23 protein-coding genes and 1 other RNA gene are annotated in these 22,876 nt (G+C 64.3%); 4 read left to right on the top strand and 20 right to left on the bottom strand.

Translation table 11 applies throughout. The annotated features are described in order from the left end of the window. Window positions 1–25: 25 nt before the first annotated feature. The 6 genes from AC2FL1_RS05215 to mgtE all read right to left on the bottom strand — a co-directional run bounded on the left by AC2FL1_RS05215 (window position 26) and on the right by mgtE (window position 6,951). Entirely contained in the window at window positions 26–1,207 is a 1,182-nt protein-coding gene (locus tag AC2FL1_RS05215) for a TPM domain-containing protein (RefSeq protein WP_496876200.1), read from the bottom strand. A 54-nt stretch (window positions 1,208–1,261) separates the two neighbouring features. Further along, the gene (locus tag AC2FL1_RS05210; RefSeq protein WP_496876199.1) at window positions 1,262–1,981 is read right to left on the bottom strand and encodes a YbaY family lipoprotein; all 720 of its coding nucleotides are present in this window, start codon (window positions 1,979–1,981) and stop codon (window positions 1,262–1,264) included. Window positions 1,982–2,118: 137 nt separating this feature from the next. Continuing rightward, a complete protein-coding gene (locus AC2FL1_RS05205) occupies window positions 2,119–3,897 on the bottom strand; it encodes an SLC13 family permease (protein WP_496876198.1) in 1,779 nt (592 codons plus the stop codon). Between the two features lie 107 nt (window positions 3,898–4,004). After that, complete coding sequence (locus tag AC2FL1_RS05200) at window positions 4,005–4,817, bottom strand: TIGR00282 family metallophosphoesterase (RefSeq protein ID WP_496876197.1); 813 nt, start codon at window positions 4,815–4,817, stop codon at window positions 4,005–4,007. A 176-nt stretch (window positions 4,818–4,993) separates the two neighbouring features. Then, window positions 4,994–5,551, bottom strand: a complete 558-nt coding sequence (locus AC2FL1_RS05195; RefSeq protein WP_496828137.1) for a 5-formyltetrahydrofolate cyclo-ligase — start codon at window positions 5,549–5,551, stop codon at window positions 4,994–4,996. 8 nt (window positions 5,552–5,559) lie between these two features. Continuing rightward, entirely contained in the window at window positions 5,560–6,951 is a 1,392-nt protein-coding gene (gene mgtE, locus AC2FL1_RS05190; RefSeq protein WP_496828139.1) for a magnesium transporter, read from the bottom strand. Between the two features lie 137 nt (window positions 6,952–7,088). Here mgtE and guaD point away from each other — a divergent pair, with 137 nt between their 5' ends. Then, on the top strand, window positions 7,089–8,372 hold the full coding sequence (gene guaD, locus AC2FL1_RS05185; RefSeq protein WP_496876196.1) for a guanine deaminase: 1,284 nt from the start codon (window positions 7,089–7,091) through the stop codon (window positions 8,370–8,372). An 80-nt stretch (window positions 8,373–8,452) separates the two neighbouring features. Here the strand turns inward: guaD and AC2FL1_RS05180 are convergent, their stop codons facing one another. The 3 genes from AC2FL1_RS05180 to AC2FL1_RS05170 form a co-directional block, all read right to left on the bottom strand. After that, window positions 8,453–9,787, bottom strand: a complete 1,335-nt coding sequence (locus AC2FL1_RS05180) for an 8-oxoguanine deaminase (protein WP_496876195.1) — start codon at window positions 9,785–9,787, stop codon at window positions 8,453–8,455. A 116-nt stretch (window positions 9,788–9,903) separates the two neighbouring features. Next, window positions 9,904–10,695 (bottom strand): histidinol-phosphatase, encoded by a 792-nt coding sequence (hisN, locus tag AC2FL1_RS05175; RefSeq protein WP_496876194.1) that lies wholly within the window; start codon window positions 10,693–10,695, stop codon window positions 9,904–9,906. Between the two features lie 49 nt (window positions 10,696–10,744). Beyond that, the gene (locus AC2FL1_RS05170; RefSeq protein WP_234171405.1) at window positions 10,745–11,116 is read right to left on the bottom strand and encodes a helix-turn-helix domain-containing protein; all 372 of its coding nucleotides are present in this window, start codon (window positions 11,114–11,116) and stop codon (window positions 10,745–10,747) included. Between the two features lie 349 nt (window positions 11,117–11,465). Between AC2FL1_RS05170 and AC2FL1_RS05165 the strand changes: the two genes are divergently transcribed. After that, window positions 11,466–12,422: an NADPH:quinone oxidoreductase family protein gene (locus AC2FL1_RS05165; RefSeq protein WP_496828147.1), complete on the top strand. Its 957-nt coding sequence runs from the start codon at window positions 11,466–11,468 to the stop codon at window positions 12,420–12,422. Window positions 12,423–12,584: 162 nt separating this feature from the next. On the opposite strand, the gene AC2FL1_RS05160 is transcribed toward AC2FL1_RS05165, so the two are convergent. Then, window positions 12,585–13,463, bottom strand: coding sequence for a LysR family transcriptional regulator (locus AC2FL1_RS05160; protein ID WP_496828149.1), 879 nt, complete (start codon window positions 13,461–13,463; stop codon window positions 12,585–12,587). 121 nt (window positions 13,464–13,584) lie between these two features. Between AC2FL1_RS05160 and AC2FL1_RS05155 the strand changes: the two genes are divergently transcribed. Beyond that, entirely contained in the window at window positions 13,585–13,794 is a 210-nt protein-coding gene (locus AC2FL1_RS05155) for a DUF1127 domain-containing protein (protein WP_496876193.1), read from the top strand. Between the two features lie 182 nt (window positions 13,795–13,976). Beyond that, window positions 13,977–14,753, top strand: a complete 777-nt coding sequence (locus tag AC2FL1_RS05150; RefSeq protein WP_496828151.1) for a Bax inhibitor-1/YccA family protein — start codon at window positions 13,977–13,979, stop codon at window positions 14,751–14,753. Between the two features lie 71 nt (window positions 14,754–14,824). On the opposite strand, the gene AC2FL1_RS05145 is transcribed toward AC2FL1_RS05150, so the two are convergent. The 10 genes from AC2FL1_RS05145 to AC2FL1_RS05100 all read right to left on the bottom strand — a co-directional run bounded on the left by AC2FL1_RS05145 (window position 14,825) and on the right by AC2FL1_RS05100 (window position 22,850). Then, window positions 14,825–15,334, bottom strand: a complete 510-nt coding sequence (locus tag AC2FL1_RS05145) for a hypothetical protein (RefSeq protein ID WP_496876192.1) — start codon at window positions 15,332–15,334, stop codon at window positions 14,825–14,827. 145 nt (window positions 15,335–15,479) lie between these two features. Next, window positions 15,480–15,647: a 50S ribosomal protein L33 gene (gene rpmG, locus AC2FL1_RS05140; protein WP_007799108.1), complete on the bottom strand. Its 168-nt coding sequence runs from the start codon at window positions 15,645–15,647 to the stop codon at window positions 15,480–15,482. 109 nt (window positions 15,648–15,756) lie between these two features. Then, window positions 15,757–16,151, bottom strand: an RNA gene (gene rnpB, locus AC2FL1_RS05135) — RNase P RNA component class A. 84 nt (window positions 16,152–16,235) lie between these two features. Beyond that, window positions 16,236–16,910, bottom strand: a complete 675-nt coding sequence (locus tag AC2FL1_RS05130; protein WP_496828155.1) for an N-acetylmuramoyl-L-alanine amidase — start codon at window positions 16,908–16,910, stop codon at window positions 16,236–16,238. Between the two features lie 5 nt (window positions 16,911–16,915). Continuing rightward, the gene (locus tag AC2FL1_RS05125) at window positions 16,916–17,707 is read right to left on the bottom strand and encodes a hypothetical protein (protein ID WP_496828157.1); all 792 of its coding nucleotides are present in this window, start codon (window positions 17,705–17,707) and stop codon (window positions 16,916–16,918) included. Between the two features lie 35 nt (window positions 17,708–17,742). Next, complete coding sequence (gene gatA, locus AC2FL1_RS05120) at window positions 17,743–19,230, bottom strand: Asp-tRNA(Asn)/Glu-tRNA(Gln) amidotransferase subunit GatA (protein ID WP_496828159.1); 1,488 nt, start codon at window positions 19,228–19,230, stop codon at window positions 17,743–17,745. A gap of 3 nt (window positions 19,231–19,233) precedes the next feature. Then, on the bottom strand, window positions 19,234–19,521 hold the full coding sequence (gene gatC, locus AC2FL1_RS05115) for an Asp-tRNA(Asn)/Glu-tRNA(Gln) amidotransferase subunit GatC (RefSeq protein ID WP_164128792.1): 288 nt from the start codon (window positions 19,519–19,521) through the stop codon (window positions 19,234–19,236). A 76-nt stretch (window positions 19,522–19,597) separates the two neighbouring features. Then, window positions 19,598–20,752, bottom strand: coding sequence for an MFS transporter (locus AC2FL1_RS05110; protein ID WP_496876191.1), 1,155 nt, complete (start codon window positions 20,750–20,752; stop codon window positions 19,598–19,600). A 114-nt stretch (window positions 20,753–20,866) separates the two neighbouring features. Next, window positions 20,867–21,349, bottom strand: a complete 483-nt coding sequence (locus tag AC2FL1_RS05105) for a YHS domain-containing (seleno)protein (RefSeq protein ID WP_496876190.1) — start codon at window positions 21,347–21,349, stop codon at window positions 20,867–20,869. Between the two features lie 214 nt (window positions 21,350–21,563). Next, entirely contained in the window at window positions 21,564–22,850 is a 1,287-nt protein-coding gene (locus AC2FL1_RS05100; protein WP_496876189.1) for an FAD-dependent oxidoreductase, read from the bottom strand. Window positions 22,851–22,876 lie beyond the last annotated feature (26 nt).

The following is a 22,876-nucleotide window of genomic DNA, read 5'->3' as shown; positions in this document are numbered from 1 at the left end:
AGCTGCCGGAGCGAGGCCAGAGCGCCTACCAGCTGCCCGAGGCGCCCCCGCCCGATGAGGAGCCACCGCCAAAGGACGACCGCCCCGAGCCGCCGCTGTTGCTGTCGCTGATCTTGGGAATGGTGCGGATCTCGCTGTCGTGATGGCCGCAATGGGCACAATCATATTCCACCCGTTTGCGCCCCGCGCGGGTCTTGGTCGCAGCACTCAGCACGGTCGAGGTGGTGGACAAGGTGCGATAATTGCATTGCGGGCAGGCGCCATAGCCGGAAAACCAGCTTTTGTAGCGGTGAATGTCGATATGACCGCAATCCGGGCAGTGCCAAACATCGTAGTCGACCGATTTCAGGTATTCCTCCAGCCGCTGCCCCCCGTCGAGATGTTCGTCATCCGCCTCTTCACCGGCCCGCAGCATCGGCGTGCGGCATTGGGCACAGGGACGCGTCCGGTTGCGCAGATAGCGCCTGACCCACAGCGCGGCACCGCCCAGCGGCACCAACAGCAGCGACAATACCCATTCTCCCACCCGGTCCACCGCGCGGGCCAGCCAGCTCCAGCCGCGCTGCGCGGTGCCCATGTCCCAGTCACCGGGATAAGCGCCGGTCAGCTCGCGAATGGTCTCATCCACTCCGGCTTCGATCCCTTGCTGATACTCGTCGCGGCGGAAATAGGGCAGAAAGCCCACGTCGATCACCCGTTGCATGCGGCTATCCCAGGAGCGGTCATAACCCGCGCCGATCTCGATTCGCATCTTGCGGTCAAAGCGCGCGATCAGCACCAGAACTCCATCGTTGCGCTCGGCGTTACCGATGCCCCAGCTGTTGAACAGGCCGGTGGCAAACGGTTCGATGGCGCCGCTGTGACCGTACATGCCCATATTTTCCATGGTCAGGACCGTCATCTCGATACCGCTGTGGTCATAAAGCGCGATCAGCCTGTCGCGCACCCGTTCCTCGGCGGCGGGGTCCAGCAGGTCGGAATAGTCGTTGACATAGACATCCTCGTATCCGGGATACCGGATATTCCCCTGCGTGCTCTCGGCACGCGGCGCCTTGCGCGCCGGGGACTTGAGGGCCTCGGACGGCGGATTGTCAGGCACAACCGAGACCGGGCGTGTCATCAACCCGACCCCGTACCCGATCGCCCAGCCAAGCCCAAGCAGCAGCGCGACAATCGTCAGCGCGACTCGAATATCCTGCCTTGTCATGCGCTCTCCCTTATGGCGCCACCTGACCCGCAGCACCAGACCACGGCCAAACGGTCACCGCGCGGCAACAAAGCGCAACACGACGCGCCCATCCACACCGGCCAAGGTCAGTGCATCACCCTCGACCGCATAGGCGACGACTTTGGCCAATGCCGCCAGATAGCGCTGGTCCAGCGCCTCGGCCTCTTGGGAACAGGCCATCATGGTCATGCCGATATTGTCGGGAAAGCGCATGTTCGTGGCCCCGATCTCTGCCTGACCCTGGAACCTGTTGCACCCGCCCCGGCCCGAGAACCGCCCGCCGTGTTCAAACGCGATCGATGGCGCGCCTGACCCCTCGGTCGCAACGCCCTCGATCTCGCGCAATGCCCAGTCACGGCCTACCAGCGCCGAGGCTGCATCAGAGACCCGAACCATCAGCAGATCAACCGTGTTTCCAGCCTCACCGGTCAGGACCGGCACCACCGTATCGGTGATAAAGATCAGCCTCTCATCCTGCAATATCCGCGCCGTTACCGCATAGCGCCTCGCCGGATCGATCAATGCATCGTCATACTCAAGGCTGAAATCCATCGGCACCTGGGTCATCGCATAGCGCCGCGCCGACAAGAGCGGCGCCGCCACGTCCTGGCGCGAAATATCGCGCAGCTCCACCTGCAACACCGCATCTGGCGGCAGCGCGATCCGCTCCCGATACGCGGCGCTGCCCGAAACGGTGCCCGCCTCGGCGGCCCAGGCCAGACAAAGTGCCGCAATTCCCGGTAAAATCCTCATGACTGCCCCCCTTTTCTGGAAGAAAGTTACGTTTCCACCAAGGCAACAGGCCACAAAGGCCACTGTCAACCCGCTGCTTCTTCTGTTTGAAAATACCTCGGGGTCCGGGGCAGCGCCCCGGTCCGCCACCGCGGCCCTCACAATGGCCAGATCAGCGGGATCAACGCCGATACCAAGAGCCCCATGCTCAGGGTCAGCGGAATGCCCACCCGCATGAAATCGGTGAACCGGTAGCCTCCCGGCCCATAGACCAGCATGTTGGTCTGATAGCCAATGGGCGTCGCAAACGAGGCCGAGGCCGCGATCATAACCGCCACCACCAACGGGCGCGGGTCGATCCCCATCGCCTGGGCAAGGCCGATGGCGATCGGGGTCACCACCACCGCCACCGCATTGTTCGATACCAGTTCGGTCAGCACCGAGGTCAAAAGATAGATCGCCCAGATCACCAGAAACGGCGGCAGGCTGCTCAACCCAGGCGCAATCGCCTCGACAATCAGCCGCACCGCGCCCGAGCTTTCCAAGGCGGCACCAATGGCCAGCATGGCAAAAATCAACGCCAAAAGCCGCCCGTCGACAAAAGAGAACGCCTCATCCGCGTCGATGCAACGACTGCCCAGCACCAGAGCCACCGCCAGCACCGACAACATGAGAATCGGTGCCACCCCGAAACCGGCCAGCGCCACGATCCCCACCAGCGCCGCAACGGCGATGGGCGCATGGCCGCGCCGATAGGCCCGCACCGACGGGTGCGAGACATCGACCATCTCCATATCGGCGGCCAGCCGCTGAATATCGGCGGGTGCCCCCTCCAAAAGCAGCGTATCGCCCACCTTCACCACCAGCTGATCCAATTGGCGGCCGATATTCTGGTTGCGCCGGTGTACGGCAAGCACATAGACCCCGTAGCGCCGCCGCAAGCGCAGATCGCCCAGTGAACGGCCGACCATGCGGCAGCCGGGGGTGATCAGCACCTCGACCGTTGATGTCTCGACCGCCGAAACCTGATCGACCCGCTTAAGCTCCTTGTTGCGTTGCAAGCTCAGAAGTTCGGTCATCTGGGTGCGCAGCACCACCCGGTCGCCCACCTGCAACTCGACCCCTTTCAGGTTGCGGCGCAACGACAGATCACCCCTGATCACGTCAATGAGCCGCACGCCGGGCCGCTTGAACAGCTGCACCCCGGTCACCTCGCGCCCGATCAGGTTGCTGTCGGGCGGGATCACCGCCTCGGTAAAGAACTTCATCTTCGACCGGTCGCTGAGCAGGGTCGCCATGCTGTCACGTTCGGGCAGCAGGCGCGGAGCGACGAAACGCAGATAGATCATGCCCCAGGCGACGACGGCGATGCCCAATGGCGTCACCTCGAAAATGCTGAACGCCGCCATGCCCTGGGCGCGCGCGACCCCGTCGACCAGCAGGTTGGTTGAGGTCCCGATCAGCGTCAGCGTACCGCCCAGGATCGCCGCATAGCTGAGCGGGATCAGCAGTTTCGAGGCCGCCACGTTCAGCGTGCGCGCGATCTGCACAAAGACCGGGATCATCACCACCACAACCGGCGTGTTCGACACGAAGGCCGAGGCGATCACCACGAATGCCATCAACATGCCGATGGCAAAGCGCGCGTTGGTCTGCGCCTGCCGTTGCGCGATCGAGGTAAAGGCATCCAACGCGCCGGTCCTGACCAGCGCCCCCATGATGATGAACATGGCCGCGATGGTCCATGGGGCCGGGTTGGCCAGCACCGGCAGCGCCGCGTCATAGGGCAGAACGCCGGTGACCAGCATCGCCGAGACCCCCAGAATGGCCACGACCTCGGTCGGATAGCTCTCGCGCAGGAAAAGCAGGAACATCGTCAGCACGATGGCCAGCGTGACCAGCGCGCCGGCGGTATCGGTCAGGTGGAGGAATTGCATCTCTTGTCAGTCTTGCCCGAATGCGCCCGGCGACAGTGCCGGCTGGCATCTTCCCGTATCGGCAGAGCTTCGGCAAGCCCGCGCGTACAGCCCCCGGGACGGGGCGATCACGGACCCGATTGCTGCAACTGCCCGCCAACCCGCACCATGGCGATGCGGGTGGCGGCGCCCCCTTGCGGTGCGGTCTCGACATAGACGCCCGAAACCGTCGCCTCGCCCAGCGCCGGAGTGAACCGAGACTTGGCCATACCGGTGATGAACCGGCGCATCGGCTCGGCCTTCTCCATGCCGATCACCGAATGGTAATCGCCGCACATGCCCGCATCGCTCAGATAGGCGGTGCCGCCTGGCATCACCATCGCATCGGCCGTCGGCACATGGGTATGAGTACCCACCACCAGACTGGCGCGCCCGTCGCAGTAATGGCCCATCGCCATCTTTTCCGAGGTCGCCTCGCAATGCATGTCGACGATCACCGCATCGGCCAGACCGCCGCGCGGATGCGATTTCAGCACCGGCTCGATCGCCGAGAACGGATCGTCATAGGGGCGTTTCATAAAGACCTGGCCCAACACCTGCGCCACCAGCACCTTGCGTCCGCCCGGCGCGGTGAACAGCCGATGACCGCGCCCCGGCGCACCCTTGGCATAGTTGATCGGCCGGATGATGCGCGGCTCGGTCTCGATATATTGCAGCATGTCCTTCTGGTCGAAGGCATGATCGCCCAGCGTCAGGCAATCGGCGCCCGCATCCAGCAGCGCCTTGGCATGCTCGCCCGAGAGACCCATGCCATTCGAGGCGTTCTCGCCATTGACCACCACGAAATCGAGCTTCCACTCTGCCCGCAATCGCGGCAGGTGTTCGCACACGGCCTTGCGCCCCGCGCGGCCCATCACATCGCCAAGAAACAGTATCTTCATGCCTTCGGTCCTATGAGGCGGTGCGGTTCAGGGCAAGCCGGAAAATGCAGGGGGCGCTGCCCCCGCCGCCTGCGGCGTCTCCCCCGGAGTATTTGCGGCGAAATGAAGAGCGGCGCGGACCGTGCTTTTTTTCTGGTCCGAAATACTCCGGAGCGCGAGGCGGAGCCTCGCAAAGATCAGAAGCTCAGCACGCGGCTTTCGGTCACCACCATGTCGAGCGGCTGGTCGGTTGGTTCCAGCGGCAGCGCCTCGGCCTCTTGCGCGTCGAAGGCGAATCCGATGGCAAGCGTTCCGCGTTTGGCGCGCAGCCCCTCAAGCGTGCGGTCATAGAACCCGCCGCCATATCCTAGCCTGCCGCCGCGCGCGTCAAAGGCCACCAGCGGCACGATCAGGATCTCGGGTTCCATCCAGTCGTCGGTCTCGGGCACCATGGCGCCGAACGGGCCTTCGCGCAGCGCGCCCTCGGGCGACCACAGCGAAAACCGCAGGGGCAGACCCGCGCCCTGGATCACCGGCACCCCGACGGGGCCATGCGCCGCCGCCTCGGCCATGGCGGGCAGCGGGTCGATTTCGGTCCGGATCGGCATGTAGCCGGACAGCGGCACGCCGCGATAGCCGGCCAGCACCTCTGAAAGCCGTCCCGCCGCCCCGGCCGGGTGGCTATCGAATGCCACCTTGCGGCGGGCAAAGGCGGCCTTGCGCGCGGCGGCCTTGATCGCGGTCAGGTCGTCCATGACCCCTCCTAGAGCAGAAAGACGGAAGCCAGCCCCAGAAAGGCAAAGAACCCGACAACATCCGTTACCGTGGTCACGAAGGTGCCCGAGGCCAGCGCCGGGTCGATCCCGACCTTTTCAAGAAGCACCGGAATCCCGGCACCGGCAAGCCCGGCCACGACCAGATTGACGACCATTGCGGCAGCGATCACCGGGCCCAGCAGCGGCAGGCCGAACCAGACATGGCCGACAATCCCCATGACCACTGCAAAGACCGCGCCATTGACCAGCCCCACCAAAACCTCGCGCCGCAGCACCCGGCCCAGGTTGGACCCGGTCAGGTCGCGGGTCGCCAGCGCCCGCACCGCCACCGTCAGGCTCTGGGTGCCGGCATTGCCGCCCATCGAAGCGACGATCGGCATCAGCACGGCCAGCGCCACCACGTTGGCAATCGTGCTTTCGAAGATAGAGATCACCAGCGAGGCCAGGATCGCCGTCGCCAGGTTCACCGCCAGCCAGGGTAGGCGCTGCTTCGTGGTTTCCAGCACAGTGTCCGAGAGGCTGCTTTCACCGACACCGGCCAGGCGCAGGATGTCTTCCTCATGCTCTTCGTCCAGCACGATCATGGCGTCGTCGATGGTGATCACGCCCACCAGCCGCCCTTCGGCGTCCACCACCGGGGACGAGATCAGGTGATACTGGTTGAACGCATAGGCCACGTCCTCTTCATCCTGATCGGCGGGGATGATCTGGAAGGTCTCTTCGGCCAGCGTGCTCAGCGGCACCTCGCGCCGGGCCGACATGATCCGACCCAGCGTCACATTGCCCACCGGATGCAAGCGCGGGTCGACAAGAACCACGTGATAGAACTGGTCCGGCAGGTCGTCCGAGCCGCGCATGAAGTCGATGACCTCGCCCACCGACCAATGTTCCGGGGCCATCACCACCTCGCGCTGCATCAGACGCCCGGCAGAGCCTTCAGGATAGGCCAGCGCCTGTTCAACCGCGACCCGGTCGGCATCTTCCAACGCGTCGAGGATGGTTTCGTGATCGCTCTCTTCGAGGTCTTCAAGCAGGTCGACCACATCGTCGCTGTCCAGCTCACGCACCGCTTCGGCCAGAACGTCGGGGTTGAGCAGGCGCACGACCTCTTCGCGGATGCCCTCATCGAGTTCCGACAGGATCTCACCATCGAATTCGCGGTCGTAGAGCCGGATCAGCTGAGCCCGGTCGAAGGTATTGATCTGCTCGAGCAGGTCGGCGATGTCGGCCGCATGCAGCGGCTCCATCAACTCGATCAGGCGGTCTCGATTTTCTTCTTCGACCGCCTCAAGAATCTCGGCCACGAGATCGAGGTCGATCTCATAAGCATCCTCTTCACGGGGCTTTTCAAGATCGGGTGTGTCGATACCTGGTGTCATGGCTACGCCCTATGCCAATTGGCCGCAAATTTGAAGAAGCAGCTATCAGAAAACAATGACAATGCCACAATTTACCGCCGCGGCGCGAATGTTCTAGGGTAGCGTCCGTTTTGTACCGAGCGAAGGAGAAGCGGACCATGACCGGCAAGACGATCCTCAGGGGACAAGTCCTGTCCTTTGCCCGCTCCCCGTTCGAAGACGCGCCCGCGGATGCGGTGCGGGTTGACGAGGCGGTTCTGATCGACGGCTCGCATATCGCGTCCGTCGGCACGCTGGAGGCGATGCGCAGAGCGGCACCGGGGGCGAGTGAGATCGACCACGGGTCGCGTGTCGTCCTGGCCGGATTCGTGGATGCGCATGTGCATTATCCCCAGACCGCGATGATCGCGAGTTGGGGCAAGCGCCTGATCGACTGGCTCAACACCTATACCTTTCCCGAGGAGCGCAAGTTCGCCGATCCGGCCTATGCCTCCGAGATCGCCGAGCGCTATCTGGATCTGACGGCGGCGCATGGCACCACCACCATGTGCAGTTTCTGCACCATCCATCCCGAGAGCGTGGAGGCCTTCTTTGCCGAGGCGCAGGCGCGCGGGCAGCGGGTGGTCGCGGGCAAGACCTGTATGGACCGCAACGCGCCCGAATTCCTGCGCGACACGGCGCAAAGCGCCTATGACCAGTCCAGGGCACTTTTACAGAAGTGGCACGGGGTCGACCGGATCTCCTATGCGATCACGCCCCGGTTTTCGCCCACTTCGACGCCTGAACAGCTGGATGCGATGGGCGCGCTCTGGGCCGAGCATCCCGATTGCCTGATGCAGACCCACCTGAGCGAGCAGACCGACGAAATAGAATGGGTCAAGGGCCTCTACCCCGAGGCGCGCGATTACCTGGACACCTACGAGCAGCATGGGCTTTTAGGCGGGCGCGGGCTCTATGGCCATGCCATCCACCTGGAGAGGCGCGAGCGCGACCGGCTGCGCGAGCATGGCGCCGGGCTGATCCATTGCCCGACCTCGAACACGTTCATCGGGTCGGGCCTGTTCGACATGGCCGGGCTGATGGGTGAGGGGCAGCGGATCGGGCTGGCCACCGATACCGGTGGCGGGTCCAGCTTTTCGATGCTGCGCACCATGGCGGCGGCCTATGAGATCGGCCAGTTGCGCGGCGTGCCGCTCCATGCTGCGCAACTGATCTGGCTGGCCACAAAGGGCTCGGCCCGGGCGCTGCGGATGGATCACCAGATCGGCAATATCGCAGCGGGGATGGAGGCCGATCTGGTGGTGCTAGACCTCGCCTCGACCCCCGCCATCGCCCAGCGCAGCGCCGTGGCGGACGACCTGTGGGAAGCGCTGTTCCCAACCATCATGATGGGAGACGACCGCGCAATTGCCGAGGTCTGGATCGGCGGCAGACGAGTCTGACCGCCGTCTCGGCCGGTGAAAGATTTTTCGTAGAAAAATCTTTGCCTCCGGCGGGAGTATTTTTTGCGAAATGAAGGGGTTCAGCCCATCAGCGTGCGGGCGAGGCTGTTTTGTCGTTCGATCATGCGCGGCAGGTCGATGGTGATGATCTGGCTGTCGCGCACGATCTGGCGGCCCTCGACAAAGAGATGTTTGACCCGCGTCGGTCCGGCCAGCAGCAGCGCGGCGGGGTCCCAGCTGCCAGCGCTGTTGATGCCCGAGACATCCCAGACCGCGATATCGGCGCGTTTGCCCACCTCGAGCCGACCGCAATCGGGGCGGCCCAGCACATCAGCGCCGCCGCGGGTGGCAATCTCCAGCGCCTCGCGCGCCGACATGGCATCGGCGCCCCTCGCCACCCGCTGCAGCAGCATCGCTTGGCGTGCCTCGCCCATCAGGTTGCTGCTGTCGTTGCTGGCCGAGCCATCGACCCCCAGCCCCACCGGGACACCCGCGTTACGCATCGCCCGGACCGGAGCGATGCCGCTGCCCAGCCGGCAGTTGGAACAGGGACAATGCGCGACGCCGGTGCGCGTGCGAGCGAAAAGGTCGATCTCCGGCCCGTCGAGCTTGACGCAATGGGCGTGCCAGACATCCGGGCCGGTCCAGCCCAGATCCTCGGCATATTGGCCGGGGCGGCAACCGAATTGCGCCAGGCTATAGGCGACATCCTCGTCGTTCTCCGCCAGATGGGTATGCAGCATCACACCCTTGTCCCGTGCCAGCAGGGCGGCATCGCGCATCAGGTCACGGCTGACCGAGAAGGGCGAACAGGGGGCAAGGCCCACCCGGCACATGCTGCCCTCGCCCGCGTCATGAAACGCATCGACCACCCGGATCATGTCGTCCAAGATCGCGGCCTCACCCTCGACCAGCGTATCGGGCGGCAGGCCGCCCGCGCTTTCGCCGATGCTCATGGCACCTCGTGTGGGGTGAAAGCGCAGGCCAAGCTCGGCGGCGGCGGCGATGGTATCGTCAAGTCGCGCGCCATTGGGGTAAAGGTAGAGGTGATCGGAACTGAGCGTGCAGCCCGACAGCGCCAGCTCGGCCAGCCCGATCTGGGCCGAGACAAACATCTCCTCGGGCCCGAAGCGCGCCCAGATCGGATAGAGCGTCTTGAGCCAACCAAAGAGCAGCGCGTCCTGCCCGCCCGGCACCGCGCGGGTCAGGCTTTGGTAGAGGTGGTGATGGGTGTTCACCAGACCGGGTGTCACCACGCAACCGCGTGCCTCGTGCACCTCGCCCACCGTGGCGAGGTTCGGCCCGATCGCGACTACGACCCCGTCGCGGATCAGGATATCCTCGCCGGCCAGCTCTCGGCAGCCCGCATCCATTGTCAGAATGGTATCGGCATTTCGAATCAGATGTTCGGTCATGTTGCACACTTCCCCTGTCGGGCCCGCTTCATAGGAAGTGTGTCAGGCCGGCGGAAAACGGGCTCAAGAACCGGCTAGAGGAATGCTAGGCCCGGCGCTGGTCGGATGCAAGACCCTCAGACCCCGCTCAGGAACTCCAACGCGGCGCTGTGAAGCTGCGGATTGGCCGCCGCAAGGGCCCGTCCGCCCTCATGCGCGGGGCCACCACGCCAATCGGTGACGATGCCGCCTGCGGCCTCGATCAAGGCGATGGGCGCCTGGATATCCACCGCCTTCAGCCCCGCCTCGATAACCAGATCAACCAGTCCCGCAGCCAGCAAAGCATAGGCATAGCAATCCATGCCGTAGCGGGTCAGCTTGACCCGGCTCGACACGGCACGGAACGCCGCCTCTTCTTCGGTGCTGCCAAGTTCAGGAAAGGTGGTGAACAGGACCGCATCGGACAGATCGGTGCCTTGCCGCGTGGCCAATGCCTGCCGTCCCAGCGGTCCGGTCACATAGGCGCCCTCGGGCGTTCCGACAAAACGTTCGCGGATGTAGGGCTGGTCCACGATGCCAAGAAACGGGCCGCGCGCATCCGACAGGGCGATCAAGACCCCCCAGGTCGGCGTGCCCGAGATGAAGCCACGCGTGCCATCAATCGGGTCAAGGACCCAGACGCGGCCCGTTCGCCCCTCGACCGCATCGAACTCCTCACCATGGATACCGTCGTCGGGACGCAGCTGGGCAAGGATATCGCGCATTACCAATTCTGCGGCACGATCCGCCTCGGTCACCGGATCGAATCCGGTGTCCAGCTTGTTTTCGGCGCCAAGGTCAATCCGACGAAAATAGGGAAGGATCGCCGCACGAGCGGCATCAGCCAGTTTTTCGGCGATTTCGAGATCGGAGAAGTCAGCAGGTTTCATGACGATGCATTGCCACCCGCCGCTCCAATTTGCAATATGCTGGCGCGGCTCAGGCCACGTCGCTCAACACACGGGCCAGTTCGAACAGGCGCCGACGCTGGTTTTCAGGGATGGCATAATAGGAGCGCACAAGGTCCAGCGCCTCTTTGTCCCCCATCAGGTCCGCGGGCACGCTCGGCTTTTCGGCGACCTCCTTGTCGGCCTCCTCCAGACCTTCGAAGAAGAAGCTGACCGGAACGTCCAGCGCTTCGGCAATATCCCACAGGCGGGACGCGCTGACGCGATTGGCACCGGTTTCGTATTTCTGAATTTGCTGAAACTTGATGCCGACCTGCTCGGCCAGTTGTTGCTGGGTCATGCCGATCAACCAGCGGCGGTGTCGCACGCGCTTGCCCACGTGAACGTCGACAGGATGGGTCATTCGATTTCTCCTCTGTTACACAGACAACCGCCCGGGTATCGGCACAAAGGGCACAGCCTGTCACAACCATCTGACACGGCCGTTTAATTTTTCCCTAATATCGTTGAGCGACCCGAACCGCACCGGCTAGGAATATGCCGAAATTCGCAACTAAATTCAAGCTGGTTGAACGCAGGGCGCACCACTTCACCCTAGGTTGTGGCGCAAAACCACCGATACAACTCCTGAAAGGTAACGCAAGGGAACCCGCAGAACCGCGATACGACGCCCAAGCCCCCGCCTGTCCCACCGCAGTTTGACACCGGCGCCTCGGTCAGTCTTTATGTCCGAAAATCAAGAGGAAGCGGCAATGCGCTCATTCACCGTGCAAAGCGCCGGCACCCCCGCGCAACTGATCGACCAACCGGTGCCCGAACCGGGGCCGGGCCAGGTGCGGATCGATATTCGCGCCTGTGGTCTGAATTTCGCGGATCTGCTGATGCAGAAGGGCACCTATCAGGATACCCCGGCCGCGCCTTTCACCCTGGGAATGGAGGTTGCAGGCACGATCAGCGCGCTCGGAGCCGGTGTTTCACACCTGAATATCGGCGACCGAATCGCGGTCTACGCAGGCCAGGGCGGACTGGCCGAGCACGGGGTTTTCGACGCGGACCGTGCCCTGCCCCTGCCTGACGCCATGAGTTTCGAACATGCCGCCGCCTTCCAGATTGCCTATGGCACCAGCCATATGGCGCTCGATCACCGCGCCCGCCTGCAACCGGGCGAGACTCTCCTGGTCACGGGTGCGGCCGGCGGTGTGGGGCTGACCGCGGTCGAGATCGGCAAACTCATGGGTGCGCGGGTGATCGCGCAGGCCCGTGGCGCAGACAAGCTCGAGATCGCCCGCCAGGCCGGAGCCGATATCCTGATTGACGCCAACGAAGATCTGCGCACCCGCCTGCTCGATCTGGGCGGCGTCGATGTCGTCTATGACGCGATCGGGGGCGATGTTTTCAAGGCCGCCTTCCGCGCCGCCAATCCCGAGGCGCGGCTGCTGCCCATCGGCTTTGCCGGCGGCGAGGTGCCGCAGATCCCCGCCAATCACCTGCTGGTCAAGAATCTCACCGTGATCGGTTTCTACATCGGTGGTTATCTGAAGTTCCGCCCCGAGGTAATCCGGGACAGCTTCCAGACCCTGCTCGACTGGTACGAGCAGGGGCGCCTGCACCCGCATGTCAGCCATGTCCTGCCCCTCGAACGCGCCGCCGAAGGGCTGGAGCTCCTGCGCAGCCGAACCGCCACCGGCAAGGTCGTCATCACCCCCTGACAGCCGCTTCTTTCTGGTCGCAAATACTCCCGCCGGAGGCGTCCACCGCCGCCACATACTCTGTCTTGGCGGTGGCATGTCGCGGCGCGACACGTGCCGAGGAGGAGGCACGACGACGAGATATCGTCTTGCGCCGCAGGCGCACCGCTTGGCAGCGATCGCTCAGCTTACCGCGCGCAGATGGCCGTTGCCCATCTTGGCAAAGTTCTGGCGGACCAGGTCGACCAGGGCATCGACGATCTGTCCCTTGCCGTCCTTGCCGCCGTAAAGGTTGATCTTGTGTGAGGGCAGCACCGGCAGCGTATCGGACTCGATCTGCGCCAGATGCGGCGCGGCAGTGCCTTCCAGCATCGCATGCACCGCGAGATCGGCCGACACGGTCGCCTCGATGGTGCGGTCGTTCTCGGTCTCGACCGACAGCTCCCAGGGGATATTCGCCGCATCCAGCGCCGCGATCACGCTGGCACGGAACAGACAGCGCCGTCCCAGCGCCAGTTTCAGCGGCCGTTGCCGCCAGGCCGAGCCCCCCGCCGCGCCGATCCAGCGCAGGGGCAGTTCCGCAATCGTCTCGCAATGATCGCCACCCCCCGGTTCGGTGGTCAGGATCACGTCGCATTCGCCACGTTCGTACTGCTCTTTCAGCCAGGAGGTATAGCAGGACAAGAGTTGCACCCGCACCCGCGGATAAGCGGCGTTGAACTGTTGGAGCACGCGCGGGATCGCCGGATAGACGATATCATGCGGCACGCCCAGCACCACCTCGCCCTCAAAGGCCTGATCGGTCAGCCGTGCGATCACCTCGTCATTCATCGCCACCATACGGCGGGCATAGGCCAGCAGTTGCTCACCCGAGGCGGTCAGCGCAATGCCGCGCCCGCTGCGGTCCAGCAGTTGCAGATCCAAGAGTTCCTCCAGCCGCTTTATCTGCATGGAGACCGCCGACTGCGTTAGGTGCAGGAACCCGGCGGCCCGCGTGACGCCGCCACTGTCGGCCACGGCCACGAAACTGCGCAGGGTTGTGATGTCGAGATTGCGTATCATTCCAAACCTTGATGGACGAGTTCAAAAACATTCGTTTCCATAATGAAGCACATCCCACCATATCTATCAAGGAAATTGATTGTCACCCGAACTCACATCACGAAATCAGAAAGGACACGTCATGGCCTTTGTCACCGCCTCGCACCCCTGCCGGCCCGCACCCCGATCCCGGCTTGCCGTATTCTACGACCTTCTGGCGCTGCGCCGCCAACGTCAGGAGTTACGGCACCTCGACGACCGGGCGCTCGAAGACATGGGGATCACCCGCGCCGAGGCCCGGACCGAGGCCGCGAGACCGTTCTGGAATGCCCCGCATCACTGGCTGAAATAAGCCGGAATAGCCGCTTCAGCTCTTCCCCTGCCTTGGCCCGCCCCGCGCGGGCCATTTTTTCGGGCGGTTTGAGCGTAAATCCGACTCGGAAATACTTGAATTCACGGGGCTGCTCTCCGATATTTGACGGGAATGCCGCAGGGTAGCCCTTGCGGCCCGAGTTTGATTTCAGGGAGACCCAAATGGCTCAATTCGACACGATCCGGTCCACTGCCGGTTTGCGCGCCGCCCAGATCGACGAGGGTCTGCGCGCCCACATGAACAAGGTCTACGGTACGATGTCCGTGGGCATGCTGATCACCTTTGCTGCCGCCTGGGCAATCTCGGGGCTGGCGGTGACCACTGATCCCAGCGCCGCTGTAGCCCAGCTCAGCGCCGACAAATACCTGACCCAGATCGGCTATTCGCTTTATGCCTCGCCGCTGAAATGGGTGATCATGTTTGCCCCGCTGGCCTTTGTCTTTGGCTTCGGCGCAGCCGTGAACCGGTTGTCGGCTGCCGCCGCACAGCTCATCTTCTACGTATTCGCCCTGGTGATGGGCCTGTCTCTCAGCTCGATCTTCCTGATCTTCACCGGTCAGTCGATCATTCAGGTTTTCCTGGTCACCGCCATCGCCTTTGCCGGTCTGTCGCTTTACGGCTACACGACCAAGAAGGACCTCAGCGCCATGGGGACCTTCCTGCTGATGGGCGTGATCGGGCTGGTCGTCGCATCGGTAATCAACATCTTCGTGGCCTCGTCCGCGATGACCTTTGCGATCTCGGTGATCGGTGTGCTGATCTTTGCCGGCCTCACCGCCTATGACACCCAGAACATCAAGACCACCTATCTGCAGATGGCCCATTCGGGCGACCAGGAATGGCTGGGCAAAGCCGCCATCATGGGTGCGCTGAGCCTCTATCTGGACTTCATCAACATGTTCATGTTCCTGCTGCAACTGCTGGGCAACCGCGAATAAGACAGGCAACATCCAGAACTGCGAAGGGCGGGGGTTTCCCCGCCCTTTCTCGTTGCGCGCCGCAGTTTCGCTCAGCGGCAGTCGAGCGGCACTGCCAGCCCGGTGGTCCGCTTGGCGGAACCCGCCTGATAGACCTGCACACCGGCCAGACAGCCCGTCAGGCGCGGGACCGACTGGGCAAAGGCGGCATCCGCGCCCTCGGGCAGGCGGTCGATCCCGTCCTCCTGCGTACGCAGAACCGCAAAGAGCACATTGTTCACTTCGACCGTGCTGAGAAACAGGTCGAGCGTTCCGCTTCCAACCTCGACGGCGGTCTGAGGGCTGCGCCCTCCGGCGGCGATGGCGACACCTGCCAGGCTTGCGATATCGCCCTTCTCGCTGCGCAGACGCTGAACCGGCTTGCCAGCAAGTTCTGCCGGTACGCTGAGGCGGCGGGCCACGTAATCGGCCGAACCCTTTTCAGCGGTAAAGGTCTTGGGCTCGCCGTCGATACCGGTGAACCCGACCCCCTCGCGGTGCCATAGGCTGGCGCAGGCGGACAGGGACATAAGGGCAAAGGCGGGCAGCAGGATTTTCTTCATGACCGTCATGGGTTTGGTGGCAGACGCTGCAAGCCTAGCCCTGCCGGACCCGCAAAGGCAAGCGACCCGTGCACCGTCTCCATGTTAAAACGAACAAGGCCGCTCCAGAAGGAGCGGCCCCGTCATACTTTCAGAAGGAACAAGATTACTTGATCTTGCCTTCCTTGTACTCGACATGCTTGCGCACAACCGGATCGTACTTACGCACGGTCATTTTTTCGGTCATCGTACGCGCGTTCTTCTTGGTCACATAGAAGTGGCCCGTGCCCGCGGTCGAGTTCAGACGGATCTTGATGGTCGTCGGCTTCGCCATGGTTATCTCCTGCGTCCGAAAAGGCAGGGGCCTTTCGGTTGAATTCTGTCCTGAGGCTGCGCTTTTACCCGGCGTGTGGGCCGAGTCAATAGGGCGAGCCCGGGAAAATGCGCGCGGAGGGCCTGTAAGCCGGATTCTGTTCCGGGGTTGCCCCCTTCGATGACCATTCCTCTGGGGCGCCTGTTACCAGGCGCCTCAAGCTGCCAACCCGACCCCTCTCGGCTGAAGCGGCCTAGCGGAGGTATCGGCCGAAACCGACGCGTCCCGCGCGGGGGTCCTATTTGGCATTGCTCCCGGTGGGGCTTGCCGTGCCGCCCCTGTTGCCAGGGGCGCGGTGGGCTCTTACCCCACCGTTTCACCCTTGCCGCGACCTGCGCGGCGGACTGTTCTCTGTGGCGCTTTCCGTCGGGTCTCCCCGCCCGGGCGTTACCCGGCACCGCTGTTTCATGGAGTCCGGACTTTCCTCGCGGGGGTCGCCCCCCACGCGGCCATCCGGCCCTCCGCGCGAGATCGCAGTTAGGCGCTGACGGGGGGGAGGTCAAGAGGCGGGCGGAAAAGGGTCGCTGCCCCTCTTGGCCTGCGGCCAATTCACCCCGGAGTATTTTGCGCGGAATGAAGGGGCAAGGCGGCCAGATCGGCAGCGCAGAGCGGGCCACGGCCCCAAGGGCGGTGGCGCAGGCGCAGGGCCGCCAGCAGCGCCTTGTCATCGGCAGGCGCGGTAAAGCCCGCCGCGCGGGCGGCGGTGCGCAGGTGCTCGGGTGTGGGGTCCTCGGCGCATGACCCGCTTCCCGACGTCTCGGCGAGACCAAGCCGGGCGAGGCGGGCCCAGTCGAATCGCGGGCCGGGATCGCATTTGCGACCGGGCGCCATGTCGGAATGACCGATCACGCCTGCGGGTCGGATCGCCCAGCGGCGCAAGATATCTCCCAGCAGGCCGTCAAGCGTGGCCATCTGTGGTGCCGAGAACGGGTGATCGCCGCGATTGTCGAGTTCGATGCCGATGGAGCGCGAATTGATGTCACCCAGCCCCTGCCATTCCCCAACCCCTGCATGCCAGGCCCGGTCGGCCTCGTCCACCATCTGCCAGAGGGTGCCATCGGCACCGATCAGGTAATGGGCCGATACCTCGGCCTCTGGGTCGCAGAGCCGCTTAAGCGCCGCCTTGGCGCTGTCCATGGCGGTATAATGCAGCACCACCAGCGACGGGGTCAGCCCGTCGCGGCGGGGTCCGTAATTGGGCGAAGGGTGCCAGTGCGGGGTCACGCGCCCTAGTTCTGCACCGCGCGACGGAACGGCGCCGGATCCCAACCACAGGCATAGCCATCGCCATCAGGATCCAGCCCCTTGCGGTCGCGCTGCGGGCCACCGTTGGACAGGAACTCGATCTGGGCCTGGTCGGGCGAGGGGAAGGCAGCGCAATTGCGCTCGGCCTTGGCGGCGAGATTGAATCCGGCGCGGCTATAGACCTGGGTGCCTTTGGGGTGACTGGTCGATAGCGCGTATTGTACCACATTGGGGCTGCCATCCGCGTCGCGCTGAGGCAGCGCAGTGGGAGCGACCACCTGATACGAGGCGCGATTCTGGGCGATACGTTCGGCATCGCTTTGAATCGACTCGCGGCTGGCAACGGCCTGGAAGTCCTGCTCGTCGGAGATACTAGGATTGCTGACCAGAGCGGGCGCCGGGTTCGAGGGGCTGGCCTCGACCGGGGCGACGCCGGAATTGCCATTGGCGGCGGCCAGCGCTGCCGCGGTTTCGCGGGCGATATCGTCCGCTGTGTCACCAGATTGCGGAACATAGGACGCAGTCTGGGCGGTGGTCTGAACCGGAACCGCAGTGGCTGGGTCGAGCGCCGGGGATCCGGCGGGCGGCAAACCTTCGCTGGACACCGCCGAGGGCGGGATCAGCGGATCGCCGGTCACCGTCTGGCCCTGAAGCACCGCGTCGCGCTGGGCCTGATATTCAGGTGTGTTGAAGCCAACCCCGGCAGCCGAATCCGGCACCGCCGGATCACAAGCCGCAAGCACCCCGATCACGGGGACAAGATAGAATACGCGCATTGTTGCCGTCCTGCTCTTTTGCTTTGCCGACAGGTTTACCACCATTTTCCGGGCTTGGCCACAAAGCCCGCCGCCTGTTCCAGCGCATAGGCCGTATTCAGCAGATCGCCTTCCTCCCACGGACGGCCGATCAATTGCAGGCCCAACGGCAGCCCCTGCTTGTCTAGCCCGGCGGGTACCGACACGCCGGGCAGGCCAGCGAGGTTCACGGTGACGGTGAACACGTCGTTGAGGTACATCTGCACCGGATCGGCATCCGCCATCTCGCCCAGGCCAAAGGCCGCCGAGGGGGTGGCGGGTGTCAGGATCGCGTCCACACCGGCGGCGAAGACATCCTCGAAGTCCTTCTTGATCAGGCTGCGTACCTTGCGGGCGCGGTTGTAATAGGCATCGTAAAAGCCCGCCGAGAGCACGTAGGTGCCGACCATAACCCGGCGCTGCACCTCGTGTCCGAACCCTTCGGCGCGGGTTTTCTCGTACATCTCGGTGATGCCGTCGCCCTGCGCCAGCTTGGCGCGGTGGCCATAGCGCACCCCGTCATAGCGGGCGAGGTTCGACGAGGCCTCGGCAGGCGCGATCACGTAATAGGCGGGCAGCGCGTATTTGGTATGCGGCAGCGAGATGTCGCGGATCTCGGCCCCGGCGGCGCGCAGCATCTCTGTGCCCTGCTGCCAAAGAGCCTCGATCTCTTCGGGCATGCCATCCATGCGGTATTCGCGCGGGATGCCGATCACCTTGCCGCGGATATCGCCGGTCAGCATGGCCTCAAAATCGGGCACGGCCAGATCGGCGCTGGTCGAATCCTTGGGGTCGTGGCCACACATCGCCTCGAGCATGATGGCGGCGTCGCGCACATCCTTGGTCATCGGCCCGGCCTGATCCAGCGAGCTGGCAAAGGCGACGATGCCCCAGCGCGAGCAGCGACCATAGGTCGGTTTGATGCCGGTGATGCCGACAAAGGCGGCAGGCTGGCGGATCGAGCCGCCGGTGTCGGTGCCGGTCGCCGCCAGGCACAGATCGGCGGCCACTGCAGCGGCGGAGCCACCGGACGAGCCGCCCGGCGTCAGCGCCGCGTCGTCATTGCCACGGCGCCAGGGGTTGACCGCATTGCCATAGCACGAGGTCTCGTTGGACGAACCCATTGCAAATTCGTCCATGTTGAGCTTGCCCAGCATGACGGCACCGGCGTCGGCCAGTTGCTGGCTGACGGTGGATTCGTATTCCGGCTTGAACCCTTCAAGGATACGGCTGGCCGCCTGGCTCGGCACGCCCTTGGTGCAGAACAGGTCCTTGATGCCGATCGGCAGGCCGCACATCTTGGGCGCATCGCCCGTTTGCAGCCGCGCGTCGGCAGCTTTCGCACGCTCCAGCGCGATCTCGGGGGTCTTGTGGACAAAGGCGTTGAGCGCCCCTGCCCCCTCGATGGCGGCAAGGCAACTTTCGGTCAGCGCGACCGAGGTGGTCTCGCCCTTGCGCAGCGCATCGCGCGCCTGGGCCAGCGTCAGCGTGTTCAGATCGCTCATGTCTTACTCCACCACCTTGGGAACCGCGAAAAACCCCTCGCGCGCGTCGGGCGCGTTGGACAGGACCTTGGCCTGCTGATTGCCGTCGGTCACCCCGTCCGCGCGGCGCTTCAGCCGCATCGGCGTGACCGAGACCATAGGCTCGACGCCTTCGACATCCACCTCGTTCAGCTGCTCGATGAAACCTAGGATGGTGTTGAATTCGGCGGCCAGCGCAGGCAGCGCTTCTTCGTCCACCTTGATCCGGGCCAGCTTGGCCACTTTGGCGGCGGTGCTTTGGTCAATCGACATCGGTTTCCCTCATCTGCGTCAGGCCCGCATTTACCGCCCCATGGGCGCGGTCGCAAGGGCAACGGACAGGTGGTAGTTAGCCGCTCCGCCTGCGCAGATAGGCAAGCGCCGCCATTGCCGCAAAAATCAGCGCCAGAACAGCGGCAAAGCCGCCATTTCCAGTCAGCTGCATCGCAGCACCGGTGATCGGCCCGCCCAGCAGCCCGCCCATGCCAAAGGCGATGGCAAAGGCGGCATTGCCCGCCAACAGGTCACTGCCGCTGAACCGGTCGCCCAGTTCCGACATCGCCATCGTATAAATGCCGCCCGCCGTGGCGCCAAAGACAAAGAGCACGCCCAGGAACAAGGGCAGCCGGTCAGGCAGGCCGGGCAAAAGCAGCGCGCCCAGCGCGGTCAGCAGCGCACAGAGCACCATCACCTGCCGGCGCGAGGTCCGGTCCGACAGCCATCCGATGGGGATCTGCAACACCGTATTGCCCAGGAACGCCACCGACAGGGCCGAGGTCGCCACCGCCACCGTCAGCCCCGCCGCCAGGCCAAAGACCGGGAACAGCGACAGCATCGTGCCCTCCCAAAAGGCGTAGACGCAGATTGCCGCCAGCAGGGTCGGCGCCCGTCGCAGGAACCCCAGAGGCGACACTGGCGCCTCGTCCGAGACATCCGGCGCATGGGCGCGCACCGCCAGCACCACGCCGATGGCCAGGACACAGCACGCCGCGCCGACGGCAAATGGGGTGAAGCTCTGGAACCCGATCAGCGCCAACGTGAACGGCCCCGCGCCAAACCCCACCGACAGCGCGGTGGCATAGATGCCCACCACCCGGCCGCGCGTCTCGGGGCGGGCCAACTGGTTGATCCAGGTTTCCGACACAATGAAGATGCCCACATCGGCCATGCCCAGCATCAGCCGCAGCACCAGAAACGCGCCAAAGGAGCGGGTCAGCCCCAGCGACAGGATCAGCAGCGCCGACAGCAGCAGCGAGCCGATGGCCACCTGCCAACTGCCGAAGCGCTCGATCAGGCGCGGGTAAAAGGGCGAGGCGATCATAATGCCCAGCGGCGTCATCGCCGCGTTGACCCCGATGGCCGCCTCGCTGATACCCTGATCCTCCAGCACCAGCGACAAGAGCGGAAAGCTGAGGCCAACGGTCAGCGCAAAGATGGTGGTGCAGGCTATCGCGCCCGCGATCCCGGCGCGCCGCGCCCTGTCGGTCATAATCGCCGCCGTCATCGCTCACTCCCTGCGCATCAGGGCAGATGACCGGCGCGCGCGGCAAAGGTCAAGCGACCAAAACCAAACGGCCCGCGCAAGGGTTCGCACGGGCCGATCCGGGAAGCGGGTGGGTCAGAGATCCTTGGCCGCCTTGTGCTCGATCTTGGTCCAGTTGGCCGCCGCTTTGGCGATGGTTCCGGCCTTGTCCTTCTCGAACATCTTGTAGATCTCTTCGTTCAGGAAGACATAGAGCTTGCCATCGACCACGGCGGCATAGTTCGGGTCGCCGTCGAACTTCTTGCCCACAGAGACGCCAAAGGTGCAGAATCCGCCGTTCTGCACGGAGTAGTGATCGGGGTTGGCCTGGAACGCCTTGAGGTTCTTCTCGGAGGCAAAATAATAGGCCACGCCGTCATGCACGGCGGTATGCGCGGCGCTGCCTTCGCGGTTCTTGCCCTTGTCGAGCAGCGCGACCGGGTCCGAGCCATGCAGGCCCAACGGCGCGCCAGCGGCGGTCAGGCCGGGCACCACGTTGATTTCGTCGGCGGCCATGGCAGGGCCAAAGGCGAGCAGGGCCGACAGGGCAGCGGCGGCAAAGGTGATCATGCGAGACATCGTTTGGTTTCCTTTCGGTTGACTGATATCGCCCGACCAGTTGACTGGCGGGTGTGTCAGGAAACTGCATCACGAGGCCGCTGCCGTGAATGTTCAGACGTTCAAGCGATACGACAGATCGTTCAAACGATTGAACGAATGATGCCTATACTTGAACTTATGGGCATGGAAAATTCAAAAACGTTGCCATTTAGGGAGCTTGATCAATCCAGCATCATAGCGCAAGACGCGAAACCCCCTGCTCTGACAACAGCCTCACCAGTTCAGCGATATCCACCTGCTGCACCGGCACGCCGTCACGAATCGCCAGGTGCGCCGCTGTTCCGGTGGCCTGCCCCATCGCCATGCATTGCGGCATCCCCCGAACCGAAGCAAAGGCCACCAGGTCGGCCGACAGGATGCGCCCCGCGAACATCAGGTTCGCAACCGCTTTCGGCAACAGCGACCGAAACGGGATAGTGTAATAGCCGCCGCGCTCGACCATGGCGTCATGGGTCATCTGGTCCGAGGTGCGCATCACGTCGTCGATCGGGTTGTCACAGGCAACGATCCCGTCTGCAAACTTGGTGCCCGCCGCCAGATCGGCGCCGGTGACCTTGTACACTCCTTCCAGCTTGCGGGTCTCGCGCACGCCCACGGTCGGACCCAGCTGCGACATATGCGCGGCCTCGAACCCGGGCACATCCGAACGCAGGAACTGAGCCAGTTGCAGGCAACGCCGCCGCCCCTCTTGCGTCGCGCGGGTCACATCGGCGGGGTCGGTGCCATTCACCCCGCGAATGGCGACCGAGTTGCAGAAGACCGTGCCGGGGTGAAACCCCTTCATCAGGTAGAGCTGCGCCAGATGCGGGTGCAGCCGCCCCTCGGCGATCCCCTTGGCGGCGTAGCGGCGGAAATAGGGATCGTTCTCGGCAAATACCCGGTCCCAGTCCGCGCCTTCCATGAAAAAGGACAGCGTCACCGCCATCATGTTGCCCTGCCCGTCGCCCAGCGTGAAGGGCACGCCTGCCTTGGCCGAAATGTCGCCATCGCCGGAACAGTCGATCACGATCTGCGCCGCAATCCGCTGCGGTCCGCGCCGGTCAAAGAACTCGACCGCGGCGATACGGTCCCCCTCCATCAGCGGGGCAAAGGCCACCGCGCCCAGGAACACCCGCACGCCCGCCTCTTCCAGCATCTCGAACATCATCGTGGTGGCAGCGTCGTGATCGTACTGGATCTCGGGGCCGAAGTTTTCCAGCGTGCAGGGCCGCTTCTCGGCCATCGGCGGGTCAATCGCCATCAGCCGTTCGGTCAGTTCCTGCATCAGCCCGCCTATGCTCTCATCCTGAGGATAGGCCGCGCCCCAGGGCATGCCGGGACAGAACGCCATGACCCCGCCCACCTTGGTCCCCGCTTCGAGCAGCACCACATCGAGCCCCAGCCGCCCCGCTGCCACCGCCGCGCCAAAGCCCGCGGTACCGCCGCCGATCACCAGAACATCTGCCGTCAGATCGCCCATATCCACCTCTCCCTGTTTCAGCGGCC

This window comes from Ruegeria sp. YKSF070, from assembly GCF_059612725.1.
Note: the sequence above shows the minus strand (reverse complement) of the source record. Positions and strands in the feature narration are given on the sequence as shown.